Raw genomic sequence first — 13,125 nt, forward strand, 5'->3', positions numbered from 1 at the left:
TTCGGCCCTGAATGCGTGCCGACCGCGTACGTGCCGGTCGCCGTCCTCCGCTAGGTTTCCCCAGTCCTGGCTGGAGAAGTGCATTCGAGGGTGAAGCGGTGCTGGTGCCGGAGTCGGCGTTCGAACGGGCGAGATCGGGGTCTGGGCAGCTCTTCGCGGTCACCCGGCCGCCGGGTGCGGAACGGACGCAGTACCTGGTCCAGGCCGTGGAGCAGGCTCAGGCGCAAGGGCTCGCCGTGGTCTGGACGACCTGCCGCGCGGACGCTCCGCCGTACTGGCCGTGGCACGCGGTCCTCGCCGGTCTGGGCTGCGACGCGGCGGTGCTGGACGCCGAACCCGAGGTGTGCGCGCGGAAGGTCACCGATGCGCTGGCCGAGGAGCCCGCGCTGATCATCATCGACGACCTCGGCCTGGCGGGCGAGGAGGCGTTGCGGCTCACGCGGTTCGTGGCCGGCAGCGTCCAGCGCCTTCCCGTGGTCCTCGTCGTCACGGCTCCCGACTCCACCTCCTCGGACGAGACGGACCGTCTCGTCTCACCTCCGCCAGAACGAGACGAGACGGTCCGTCTCGTCCAGCGGGCGCACGCGGTCCTCGCCGAAGGCCGGATCACCGAGGCGCGTGATCTGCTCGACCAGGCCGCGCGTGACGGTGACCCGGAGGCGGCACTGGGTCTTCCGGGCATGTGGGTCAACAAGTACCGCGGCAGAGCCGATCGCGCGCTGGCGATCGCCCGTCTGCGCGAGGCGCTGGCCGCACGGCCGCCCGAACCGCTGCGCACCAGGCTGATCACCAGGCTCACGGCCGAGCAGGCCTACGACCGGCGCGAGACCGAGTCCGTGCTGCGGGCGCTGGAGAAGGCCAGGAGCACCGGCGACCAGCTCACCCTGGCCGAGGCGCTGTCGTTGGCACACCACGCGTTGTGGTCCCCGGAGCACACCGCCTTCCGGCTGGCACTGGCCGGCGAACTGATCTCCGTGGCCTCGGCTGCGGGCCTGGACCTGTTGGCGCTCAGCGGTTTGTGCCGTCGCACGATGGACCTGTTCTGCCTGGGCGATCCGCACGCGGAACGGTCGCAGGCCGAACTGGCGCGGCGCGCGTCCGGCCATCCGGGCCTGCTCTTCTTCCACGCCGCGATGGACGTGATGCGGACGATCCGCGCGGGCCGGTTCGCCGAGGCCGAGCAGAAGTCCCTGGCCTGCCTGCGGATCGGGGTCGAGGCGGGTGACGTGGACGCGGAGACGTTCCACAGCACGCACCTCTTCGCGATCCGGTGGCTGCAGGGCCGCGGCGGCGAACTGGTCGACCTCGCCGAGCAGGTCACGCACTCCCCCACGTTGCCGGACCTGGAGTTCAGCTTCGAGGCCGCGCTCGCGTTGCTGGCGCTGGAGGCGGGTCAGCGGGATCGCGCGCGGTCGGCGTTGCACCGGCTGACCATCAACGGGCTCACGGCCGTTCCGTTGTCCAGCACCTGGATCACGTGCATGTTCTGCGTGGTGCACGTGGCCGCGGCGCTGGGCGAGGCGGACATCGCCCGCGAGGCCTACCGGTTGCTCGAACCGTTCGGCCCGCTGCCCGTCGTGCCGGCCACCGCGATCGTCTGCTTCGGGTCGGCCGAACTGCTGCTGGGCATCGCCGCCACTACGTTCGGCGATGCCGCTCTCGCCACCGGGCACCTGGAACGCGCTGTCACCACCAACATCCGGCTCGGCAACCTGCCGATGACCGCGTACGCCCGCGCCACCCTCGCCCAGACCGCCGGCGGCGAGCGGGGCAGGGCGTTGTTCGACGTCGCCATCAACGACGCGAACGCGATCGGCATGTCCGCACGTGCCGCGATGTGGGCGCAGGCCCGCGACGGACTGTCCGGCCGGATCCTGATCCGCAAGGAGAACGGGTGGTGGGTCGTCTCCCACCAGGGCAGGGAGACCCGCGTCGAGGACCTCGTGGGCATGCGGTACCTCGCGCGGCTGGTGGCCGATCCCGGCACCGAGATCCCCGCGCTCGAACTCGTCGGCGGTGAGGACAGCGGCAACCAGCAGGTGCTCGACCCCGTCGCCCGCGCCGCCTACCTCACGCGCATCCGCGACCTGCGGGCCCGGCTCGACGACGACCCGACGCCGCGCCTGGAGGCCGAACTGGAGGCGTTGCTGAGCCACCTCGAACGCGAGACCGGCATGGGCGGGCGCACCAGGAACTTCGCGGGCCCGGCCGAACGCGCCAGAACCGCCGTGCGCAAGGCGATCCGGCGTGCCATCGACACGATCGCCACCACTGAGCAGCCCACGGCCGACGCACTGCGCGACGCCGTGACCACCGGCTACCGCTGTTCGTACCGACCCAGCCGATCTTGACCACCGCACGGCAGCCGGTTCACCACCGCGGGCTCGCAGGATGGGGCGCAAGGGGAGGTCCGGTTCGGACCGGGTCGTCGCTCGCACCCCCCAGGGCGAGCGACGACCCACCTCCGGTGAGTACCTCCGAGGGGGAAGTGCTGACCGGTCGCCGAAGTGCCGTGACCCGCACCCCCGACACGGGCCACGGCACTTCGGCTCAGCCCGCCAGCACCGCGGCCTCCCTGCGGCGCAACGCGGTGCCGGGTTCCATCCCGAACTCCTCGACGAGCAGCGCCCGCACCCGCCGGTACGTCCGCAGCGCGTCGCCCGCCCGGCCGGCCCGGTGCTGGGCCTCCATCAGCAGTTCCCACAACGACTCCCGCAGCGGGTAGAGCGCGACGAGCCGTTCGAGCTGCGCGATCGCCTCGGCGTGGCGGCCGTCCAGGCACAGCGCCGCCGCGTGGTTCTCCTCCGCGAACGCCAGCGCCTCCCGCAGCCGCACCACCTCCGCACCTGCCCAGCCCTCGACCGGGCAGTCCGCCAGCGGATCACCGCGGTGCAGCGCGAGCGCCTCCGCGTACCGGCCGCACCGCAGGTGCTCGTCGAACTCCTCGACGTCGACGACGACCTGCGTGACGTCGAGCAGGTAGCCCGGTTCGCGCGTCCGCACCACACCGTCCGCGCCGGCCAGTTCGAGTGCCCGGCGGACCTTCGCCACGTGCCCCTGCAGCGTCTTGGTCCCCGTGGGCGGCACGTCCTCGCCCCACAGGCCGTCGACCAGCGCGGACCTCGACACCAGACGGCCCGTTCTCAGCGCCAGCAACGCGAACACGGCCCTTCGCCGCGCACCCGTGAAGTGCACCGGCCCGTTCGGCCCGCGGACCTCCAGCGGCCCGAGCAGCCGCACCTCGATCTTCATCACCACTCCCCTCCCCTTGGACACAAGAAGAGGCGTGCCACGGGTGTGCCGCGCGACGGCACATCACGGTGAGATAACCGAACGACAACGGCAGGACATACCGACCGAGTACTCGGTCGGTGCTTCTGGTCTGCTCGACGGCATGGACATCGAGAAGGCGATCGCCCGGCTGGACCTGCCGCGGAAGGTCCGGCTGCTCACCGGTTCCGCGCTGTTCGCGCTGCACCCGGAGCCGGAGATCGGCCTGGCGTCGCTGAAGCTGTCCGACGGCCCGACGGGCGTTCGCGGCGCCGAGCTCAGGGGCGGCACGATCGCGTGCGTGCTGCCGAACGCGACGTTGCTCGCCCAGCACTGGGACGTGGCGCTGGCGCGCGAGGTCGGCGAGGTGCTCGCGGACGAGGCGGCGGCACAACAGGTCCACGTCGTGCTCGGCCCGACGATCAACCTGCACCGCACGGCGCTCGGTGGTCGCTTGTTCGAGGCCTACAGCGAGGACCCGCTGCTCACCGGCGTCATCGCGGCCGCGTACGTGCGCGGTCTGCAGGACAAGGGCATCGCGGCGACGCCGAAGCACTACGTGGCCAACGAGTCCGAGACCGAGCGGCGCACGGCGAGCATGGTGCTGGACGAGAAGACGTTGCGCGAGGTCTACCTCCTGCCGTTCGAGATCGTGGTCGAGGACTCCTCGCCGTGGGCGGTCATGGCGGCCTACAACAACGTCAACGGCATCCCCGCGACCGAGCACACCGAGCTCGTCGAGGGTGTGCTGAAGGGCGAGTGGGGGTTCGACGGCCTGGTCATGTCGGACTGGTTCGCCACGAAGTCCACGGCGGCGAGCGCCAACGGCGGTCTCGACCTGGCCATGCCCGGTCCCGGCGGCCCGTGGGAGGACAAGCTGGTCGCGGCCGTGCGGGCGGGCGAGGTCGCGGAGTCGGTCATCGACGACCACCTGACCCGCCTGCTGCTCCTGGCGTCGCGGACCGGGGCGTTCGGCGAGCAGCGCTCGTGGCCCCGAGACCTGCCCGCACCCGGCAGCGCGGTGCGCCGTGAGCAGCTGCGCAGGTTCGCGGCGGGCGGCATGACCGTGCTGAAGAACTCCGGTGTGCTGCCGTTGCCGGAGTCCCGGGTCGCGCTGATCGGCCGCCACGCGATCGCCACCGTCGCGCAGGGCGGTGGCTCCGCCGGCGTCCGGCCACCGCACGTCATCAGCATCGCGGACGGCCTGACGTCGCGGCTCGGCTCCTCGGTGTCCGTTGTGGACGGTGTGGAGGTCCGGGCCCGGTACGCCGCTCCCGGCGCCGGGGTGCTGAGGGACATCCGCGCCACGACGTACGACGCCGGCGGTCAGGTGCTGGCCACCCGCGAGATGGAGATCGCCGAGCTCGCGGCGTACGGCGGCTGGGCGCAGGGCGCCGCGTCGATCGAGGTGTCCGGCGAGGTCGTGCTGGACGGGCCGACGCGGCTGCTGGTCGGCGTGCGCGGCTTCGGCGACTGGACGATCGACGTCGGCGGACGGCAGCACGCCACGATGCTGGCCTGGGCGAACGGCATCGTCGAGGAGGCACTGCTCAAGCCGCCGCACTGGACGACCGAGGTGCTGCTGTCACCGGGTGACCGGATCACGACCCGCGTCCGCGAGGCCAGCGCGCTCGTCGGCCTGATCACCCAGCCCGTCCCCCGCGCTCCCGCCGACGCGATCGGTGCCGCGGTGCGGGCCGCGCGCGAGGCCGACGTGGCGGTCGTGGTCGTCGGGCTCACCGAAGAGCAGGAGACCGAGGGCTTCGACAAGACCACACTCGCGTTGCCCGGCGAGCAGGACGCGCTGGTCGCGGCGGTAGCGGCGGCCGCGAAACACACGGTCGTCGTGGTGAACGCCGCCACGCCGGTGCTCATGCCGTGGCTCGCGCAGGTCGACGCCGTGCTGTGGGCCGGACTGCCGGGCCAGGAGGCCGGTGACGCCGTCGCAGCGGCATTGCTCGGCGACATCGAACCGGCCGGGCGCCTGGTCACGACGTTCCCGCGTTCCGACGCCGACGCCCTGCCGCTGATCCCGTCCGACGGCGAGCTGGTGTACGCCGAAGGCACCGGGATCGGGTACCGGGGCGCGTCCGAGCCGCTGTTCTGGTTCGGCCACGGACTCGGCTACACGACCTGGGAGTACGGGGACGCTCATTCGTCCACTGTGGACGGCGTGCACACCTCGGTCTCGGTCGAGATCACCAACACCGGCGACCGCGCCGGCCGCGAGGTCGTGCAGGTCTACCTCCGCCCGCGCGACGAGACGGTCCGTCTCGTCGGTTTCGCGGTGGCGGACGTCGAGGCCGGGCAGACCGTGCGGGTCGAGGTGCCGTGCGATGCGCGGGCCCAACGGGTCTGGGCGGACGGCTGGCACCCCCTGACCGGCGGCGAGGTGCTGATCGCCCGCGGGCTCGGCGACGTCCGCGTTACCCTGCCCGCTGATCAGGAGTGAGGTGACGCCGTGTCGGTCCCGCCCCGGTACCGGGCCAAGTCGCGGGTGGACGTCTCCGGCGAGGAGTCCAGGGCCAAGGCCGTGGCCGTCGCGACCGAACTGTTCGCGCTGACGGGCTTCAAGGGGACGTCGGTCGCGGCCGTGGCGGCGAGGACCGGGTTGTCGCAGTCCGGCCTGCTGCACCACTTCCCGAGCAAGGCGGCGCTGCTCACGGCGGTGCTGGAGGAACGCGACCGGCAGGACGGCGACTTCCTGGCCGGGAGCGGGGGTCCGCCGCTGGGCTGGGCGGCGTTCGACGCGCTGACCGCCCTGGTGGCGCGCAACTCGGCGCGGCCGCACCTGGTCGGCCTGTTCGTGCGGCTGGCCGCCGAGGCGACCGAACCCGGCCACCCCGCGCACACGTGGGTGCAACGGCACTACAGCGGGCTGCGGCGATGGCTGACCGATGCCGTGCGCACAGGGCAGGAACAGGGGGAGATCGCGGCGGCGGCTCCCGTCGATTCGGTGGTGCGCACGACGATCGCGGTGATCGACGGGTTGCAGCAGCAGTGGCTGCTCCAACCGGACGAGGTGTCGATGACGGCGGAGTTCGAGGAGTTCACCCGAACGCTGCGAGCCCGCTGGGCGGGCTGAAGGTCGACCGCAAGGTGGTGGCCCGGTTTCAGTCTGGGGGACCCGTACCGGGCCACCGGTCTTGCGGTAGTTGGCCGACGTGCGCGGTGACTTTTCACACGCCGGCCGGGTTCTGGGGGAACCGGACCCGGCAACTGCGCCGACCCCCACTCCCAGGAGTTCTCGGGCCTGGCGGCGCAGGTACCGGATCTGGACACAAAGATGACAGGAGGCGTGCACAGATTTCGCCCAGGCCGTGCACAGACCGTCAGGAAGTGCGCGAGGATGGTCGTGCCACCCCAACGCCTGGATCATCGAGGAGCGATCGACCTGTGGAGTTCCTGCTGCTCGGCTCGCTGGCGGTACGGCGGGCGGGCACGGTGCTGGAGCTGGGCGGCCCCCGGCAGCGCGCGGTGCTCACCATGCTGCTGCTGCACGCCAACGAGGCCGTCAGCGTCGCACAGCTGACGGACGCGGTCTGGGATTCTCCGCCGGTGTCGCCCGAGTCCAACCTGCGCACCTACGTCGCCGGGTTGCGCAAGGTCCTCGGCGACCGGCTGAAGACCAAGGCGGGCCACGGCTACCAGCTCGTGGTCGAGCCGGGCGAACTGGACCTCGACTCGTTCGACCGGCTGGTGCGCGAAGGGGAGGACGCGCTCGCGGACGGCGACACGGACGCCGCGGCCGGCCTGTTCGGCCAGGCGCTGGCCCGGTGGCACGGCATCCCGACCGCCGAGCTGAACGCGGGCCCGTTGCTGCGCGCGGAGTTCACCCGGATCCAGGAACGCCGGCTCACGGCCGTCGAGCGGTTCGCCAGGGCGTCGCTGGAACTGGGCCGGTTCGACGACGTGATCGACCGGTTGCGGCGGGAGACGGCGCTGCACCCGCTGCGCGAGGAGCTCTGGGCGCTGCTGATGCTGGCGCTGGACCGCTCCGGCCGCCGCAACGAGGCACTCGAGGCGTACGCGACGGCCCGCAAGCACATGATCGAGCAGGTCGGCGTCGAGCCCGGTGCGCGGTTGCGCCAGTTGCAGCAGGTGGTCCTCGAAAGCCGGGTGCCCTCGCCCGCGGCTTTGAACGCGCACCGCCAGCTGCCGATGGACATCGCGGAGTTCACCGGGCGCGAGTCCGAGCTGCGGCGGCTGTGCGAGCCGGGACCGCAGACCACCGTCGTGATCTCCGCGATCGAGGGCATGGCCGGTGTCGGCAAGACGAAACTGGCTGTGCGCGCGGCCCACCGGCTCGTTCAGCGTTTTCCGGACGTGCAACTGTGGGCCGACTTGCACGGCTTCGACGCCGACGAGCTGCCCGCCGACCCGTCCGCCGTGCTGGAGAGCTTCCTGCGGCTGCTGGGCGTGCCCGGCGGGCAGATCCCGGAGTCGCTGGAGGAACGGGCGGCGCTCTACCGCGACCGGCTGACGGGCAAGCGCACGCTGGTGCTGCTCGACAACGCCGCCGGTGAGGACCAGGTGCGGCCGTTGCTGCCCGGCGGTTCCAGCTGCATGGTGCTGATCACCAGCCGCCGCACGCTGCTGCGGCTGGACGGCGCGCAGTCGGTCCTCCTCGACGTCTTCACGTCCGGCGAGGCACTCGCGCTGCTCTCCCGGATCGCCGGCGAGGACCGGGTGCGGGCCGATCACGAGGCCGCGGAACGCATCGCGGAGCTGTGCGGGCACCTGCCGATCGCCGTCGCGCTCGCCGCGAAACGGCTGGCTCGCCGTCCACAGTGGACGATGCAGGACCTGGTGGACCGGCTCGAACGGGGAGGAGGCCTCGGTACCAGGGGCGTGTTCGACCTCTCGTACCAGGCGTTGCCGGAAAACCAGAGGCGCCTGTTTCGCCTCCTCGGACTCCACCCGGGAGAAGACGTCACCGCCGACTCGGCCGCCGCACTCGCCGGGCTGACCGCGTACGAGGCGGGCGACCTGCTGGAGACGCTGCTCGACGAACACCTGCTGCAGCAGCACACCCCCGGCCGCTACAGCCTGCACGACCTGCTGCGCGCGTACGCCGTCGAACAGGTCATGGCCGCCGACGCGCCGCCCGCCCGTGCGCTGGCGCGGCGCCGGGTGCTCGACTGGTACGTGCACACGTCCTGGCACAGCGCGCAGCAGCTCAACCCGCAGCGCAAGCTGGAGATCGGTCCCGCGGACCCGGCCGTGCACCCGCGCACGTTCGCGGACCGCGACGCGGCCCTGCTGTGGTGCGACACCGAACGCGCGAACCTCGTCGCCGCGATCCGCGACGCCGCCCAGCACGAGCTGCCCGAGCAGTGCTGGAGCCTCGCTCAATGCCTGTGGGACTTCTTCAACCTGCGCAAGCACTGGGCGGACTGGATCGACACGCACGGCGTCGCGCTGGCCGCCGCACGGTCGGTCGGCGACCGCGACGCCGAGGGCCGGATGCTGATCACGCTGGGCATCGCGCTGCGCGAGGTCCGGCGGCACGACGAGTCCATCGACTGCAACCAGCAGGCGCTCGCGATCTTCCGCGCGACCGGCGACAGGTCGCGGCAGGTGCCGGCGCTCAACAACATCGGCATCGTGCACATGGTGCAGGGCCGCACCGAGGACGCGCTGGCGTGCTACGAGCAGTGCGCCGAGATCGCCCGGGAGCTGGGCGATCTGCACACGGAAGCCGTGACGCTGAACAACATCGCGCTGCTGCACGCCGACGCGGGCCGGTTCGACGTCGCGCTGGCGCGGTACCTGCGGGCGCTGGAGATCCGCACGGACATCAAGGACCCGTACAGCGAGGCCATCCTGCTCAACAACATCGGCGAGGTGTACCGGGGGCTGCTCGACTTCACCGAGGCCGTGTCGTACGTCGAACGGGCGCTGGAGACGTTCCGGGCGATCGGCGACCTCTACGGGCAGGCCGAGTCGCTGGACAACCTCGGGCTGGCGCTGGACGGCCTCGGTGATCGCCGTGGCGCGGAGAAGTGCTGGCTGGAGTCCGTGACGTTGTTCGAGGAGCTGGGCGAGCCCAAGGCCGACGAGGTCCGTTCACGTCTGTGACCGGCCGATCAAGCAAAGTGCGATCCGTGCCGTATCGCGTTTCTCCAGCCTGGTCCGAACAGCCCTCGGGCGAGTTCGCCACAACTGAAGACGTGAGGACACGGCATGAAGGATCTCTCTTTCGACCCTGACGACCTGGAGCTCGGCGACCTCGCGGTCACCTCCCTGCGCGACTCGGTCGCGTTGCCGGAGTCCGGTGCGTCCGGTGGCGCGTCGTCGTGCTCGTGCGGCAGTTCGTCGTGCAGCAGCTGTACCCAGCCTCCCGTACAGAACGCATGAGCGATCGCGTGCAGGGAGAAACAGCGCCATACGCACTCGTGCGCCTGGCGGCCCTGCCGCACCCGGACGGCGCTGCGGCGGCAGCGCCGTTCCGGCGGGCGGTGGAGGCCCTGGCGGCGGTGGAGGCCTCGCTGGTGTCGCTGGCCGGCCCGGTGTCGGACCTGTTGCACGACAGCGCCGGCACGCACCCCGACGCCTACCACCGCGCCGTCGTGCTGCCGTTGCGCCGCGACGTCCACAACGGACGGTCACCCCGCCCTTCGCTGCGCGCCGAGGCCGACTCGCTGGTGTCGCGCTTTCCGCGGCTCGGCGAGTGGCTGGCCGCGACGGACCGGCGGGCCGCGCTGACCGAGGAGGTCGAGCGGCTGCTGCCGGACGCGCTCGCCGCCGAACGCGAGGTGCTCGCGACGTTGTGCGGCAACGAGTCCCTGCGGAAGGCGGCCGTCTTCAGCGGCCGCGACCTGTGGCAGGGACTCGCGCGGGCGGGCGCCGGTGACAAGCGTTCCCGCAAGGCCGAACCGGCGGTGCTGCGCTACGCCCTGCGCGCGACGGCGAAGACCAGTCCCCTGTCCTGGTACGCGTCGGTCGGCTGGGCCACCTGGTCCCCCGACGCGCCCACGCCCGACTGGGGCACACCGGTCGCCGTCACGCGGGTCAACCAGGTGCTGCTGTCGCGGTTGACCGCCGCCCTGCTCGCCGACCGCGAGCACCTCTTCGACCACCCGCACCGCCTCGCCCCCGACGTGCACCTCGACGGCGGCCAGGTGAAGTTCCGCCGCGACGTTCCCGCTCGGGGCCCGTTGCGCGCGTACGTCGGCATCCAGGAGGACGTGGAACTGGCGTCGAGCGCGCCGCTGCAGTTCCTCGTCGGCCTCACGGGCGCGAACCCCAAGGGCATCAGCCCCGCCGAGCTCGCCAGCGCGCTCGCGACCCGGCTGCCCGACGGCGAGTCCCATCGCGCGCAGCACTACGTGGCGTTGCTGCTCGACATCAAGCTCCTCGTGCCGGTGCTGCCGATGGACCCGCAGGACCCCGCCGCCTGTCCCGCGCTGGCCTCGTGGCTGCGCGACACCGGACGCCCCGAGCTCGCCGACCGGGTCGTGTCGATCCACCGCGACACCCTGGCGTTCGCCGAGATCGGCGCCGCGCAACGGCCTGCCGCGCTCGCCGCCCTGTTCGCGGCCTGGGAGGAACTGGGCTCGGTCGCCGGGGTGGACCTGAGCGGCGTGACGCCGTTGAGCGAGGACGTCGTGCTGCCCCAGTCGAACCGGCTCGGCCGTGCGCACGGTTACGACGGCATGCGGTCGCTGGCCGGCCTGACCCCGTTGCTGATGCTGTTCGACCGGCACCTCGCGATCCGGCGGCACTCACGCGACCTGTTCGTCACGAACTTCGGCCGCGGCGGATCCGCCCGCCTCGCCGAGTGCGCGCCGCTGATGCACGAGGCCATGTCCGGCGCGCCGACCGGCGGGCTCGGGGCGAGCCGCGCGCAGGTCGCCGATCTGGTGCGGGACGGCGTGATCACCGACGAGGTCGTCACCGCCGCCGCCGACCTGCTGCCCTCGTGGATGAAGACCAGGCCGGTCTCGTACTCGTTCTTCGCCCAGCCTTCGCCGGACGGCCTGGTGGTCAACCACGTCTACGACGGGTTCGGCCGTTTCCCCGGCCGGTTCCTCGACCTGCTGCCGCCCGAGGCCTACGCGACCGTCCGGGCCACTTTGGACGGTGTGTTCCCGCGCGGGTTCGCCGAGTACCGGCCGGTGCAGGGCTTCAACCCGAACCTGCACCCGCTGCTCGGGCGCGCCGAGATCGGCGAGGACCCGCACTGGGCCGACCACACACCGGACGCGCTGGAGATCTTCCACGACCAGGAGAACGACGAGCTGCGGCTGCGGCGCCGGGACAACGGTGCCGTCCTGGACGTGCTGTACCTCGGTTACCTCATGCCGATCTCGCTGCCCGACCGCGTCGCCGCCCTGCACGCGGACCTGTCCTGCGGCGCGGCCGACCTCTCGCCGCTGCAGCCCGTCGAGGTCCGCGGTGACGTGCGGGTCGCTGATCGGCTGCGTTACCGCGACGTCGTGCTCGGCCGGCGTTACTGGGACTTCCCCTCCGCTGCCCTGGAAGAGGCGTTCTCGTCCGTCGCCGGTGCGACCGCGTTGCGCGCCCGGTACGGCATGCCCGCGCAGCTGTTCGCGGGCATGGGCGGCGTCATCACCTCCCGCGAGGACTTCGAGGCGCGCGTGAACGGCCCGAAACCGCAGTACGCCGACCTCACCAACGCACTGCACCTGCGTTGCCTGCCGCGCCTGACTCCCCGCTACGGCGACCACGTCCGGCTGACCGAGGCGCTCCCGGTGCCGTCCGGGCAGGTGCTGGAGGTCGTCGCGGAGACCTACCGGAGGGCCGGATGACCGACGTCGTCTGCTACTACCACGACCCGATCAAGGCACCGCTGCTGCGCGACGGCGTCCTGCCCGCTCTCGCCGCCACCGAAGCCGCCTTCTCCGACGTCACGGGTCACGTGGAACGCCACTGGCTGCACGGCCCGCACGTGCGGGTCGTGCTGTCCGGCCCGTCCGCGCCGACGGCTGCGTTGCTGCTGGCCACCCTGCTGCGCTCCTACCTGGCCGCGCATCCGTCCACTGTGGAACTCGCCGAGGCCTCCCTGCTCGCCCACGCCGAGTCCGCGGCCGTCGCCGAACTGCTCCTGCCGCCGTTCACCCCGTTCCACCCCAACAACTCCGTGCGCATCGAGCAGACCGACGACACGCGTCTGCGTTCGCTCCTGTCAGAGGAGCACATCGCCGTGCGCGCCGAAGGCCTCCGGCTGGGCGTTCCGGTCTTGCGCCACTCCCTCTCCGTTCCGCGCGCAACCCTGGCGCTGACCGCCATGGCCGTCCACGCCAGCCGCTACCCGGCCGGCCTGCGGTACGGCTACCACTCGTTCGTCTCGCACGTCGAGGACTTCCTGCTGGCCAACGACCCCGACGGCACCATCCGGTCCAAACTGGACTCGATCTGGACCGCGAACGCCTCTGCGGCGTGCGCCCTGGTCGAACAGGTGGCACTGGGCCACCCGACGACCCACCTGGAAGCGGCCTGGCAGACCTGGACCATCGCCCTGCGCCTGACCGCCCAGGAACGCTACGACGCGGGCCTGCTCACCGCGGATCCCAACCCACGCCACGGCGAACGCGCCTACGAGATCGGCGACGAGGACGCGATCCGGCGTTACAACTACGGCGAGCGGACGAAGTTCAGCGACTACCACACGGCGATGTGGACCGTGGACCTCTCCGACCCGGCGATCGCGCGCTCGATGGCCGTCTACCGCGTCGGCACCAACGTCCTCTACCAGTTGCTGGCCATCTGCGACGTCACCCCGATGGAGCGCTACGCCGCGGCCCACCTCCTCGCCAACGCCGCACAGCAGGTCCTCGGCACCACCTGGGCCGAACAGTTCGACGCACTGCCGAAGGTCGGGTGACGCGC

General features: G+C 72.0%; 8 protein-coding genes. 7 read left to right on the forward strand and 1 reads right to left on the reverse strand.

The window, feature by feature from the left end:
- Positions 1 to 98 precede the first annotated feature (98 nt).
- On the forward strand, positions 99 to 2,351 hold the full coding sequence (locus tag DFR72_RS22830) for a hypothetical protein (protein WP_090064774.1): 2,253 nt from the start codon (positions 99 to 101) through the stop codon (positions 2,349 to 2,351).
- A gap of 199 nt (positions 2,352 to 2,550) precedes the next feature.
- Here DFR72_RS22830 and DFR72_RS22835 read toward each other — a convergent pair whose 3' ends face one another.
- Positions 2,551 to 3,252, reverse strand: a complete 702-nt coding sequence (locus DFR72_RS22835; protein ID WP_143086676.1) for an AfsR/SARP family transcriptional regulator — start codon at positions 3,250 to 3,252, stop codon at positions 2,551 to 2,553.
- A 142-nt stretch (positions 3,253 to 3,394) separates the two neighbouring features.
- Between DFR72_RS22835 and DFR72_RS22840 the strand changes: the two genes are divergently transcribed.
- The 6 genes from DFR72_RS22840 to DFR72_RS22865 all read left to right on the forward strand — a co-directional run bounded on the left by DFR72_RS22840 (position 3,395) and on the right by DFR72_RS22865 (position 13,120).
- Positions 3,395 to 5,722 (forward strand): glycoside hydrolase family 3 protein, encoded by a 2,328-nt coding sequence (locus DFR72_RS22840; protein ID WP_090064776.1) that lies wholly within the window; start codon positions 3,395 to 3,397, stop codon positions 5,720 to 5,722.
- Positions 5,723 to 5,731: 9 nt separating this feature from the next.
- Positions 5,732 to 6,355 (forward strand): TetR/AcrR family transcriptional regulator, encoded by a 624-nt coding sequence (locus tag DFR72_RS22845; RefSeq protein ID WP_090064777.1) that lies wholly within the window; start codon positions 5,732 to 5,734, stop codon positions 6,353 to 6,355.
- 311 nt (positions 6,356 to 6,666) lie between these two features.
- The gene (locus DFR72_RS22850) at positions 6,667 to 9,351 is read left to right on the forward strand and encodes an AfsR/SARP family transcriptional regulator (protein WP_090064778.1); all 2,685 of its coding nucleotides are present in this window, start codon (positions 6,667 to 6,669) and stop codon (positions 9,349 to 9,351) included.
- 105 nt (positions 9,352 to 9,456) lie between these two features.
- Complete coding sequence (locus DFR72_RS22855) at positions 9,457 to 9,630, forward strand: thiazolylpeptide-type bacteriocin (RefSeq protein ID WP_094030699.1); 174 nt, start codon at positions 9,457 to 9,459, stop codon at positions 9,628 to 9,630.
- Positions 9,627 to 12,044, forward strand: a complete 2,418-nt coding sequence (locus tag DFR72_RS22860; protein ID WP_090064779.1) for a lantibiotic dehydratase — start codon at positions 9,627 to 9,629, stop codon at positions 12,042 to 12,044. The genes DFR72_RS22855 and DFR72_RS22860 overlap by 4 nt, the downstream gene beginning before the upstream one ends.
- Complete coding sequence (locus DFR72_RS22865) at positions 12,041 to 13,120, forward strand: lantibiotic dehydratase C-terminal domain-containing protein (RefSeq protein ID WP_090064780.1); 1,080 nt, start codon at positions 12,041 to 12,043, stop codon at positions 13,118 to 13,120. Before DFR72_RS22860 ends, DFR72_RS22865 begins: the two co-directional genes overlap by 4 nt.
- Positions 13,121 to 13,125: the final 5 nt, after the last annotated feature.

Origin of the sequence: Lentzea flaviverrucosa (assembly GCF_003350445.1) — a bacterium.
Classification (GTDB): domain Bacteria; phylum Actinomycetota; class Actinomycetes; order Mycobacteriales; family Pseudonocardiaceae; genus Lentzea; species Lentzea californiensis.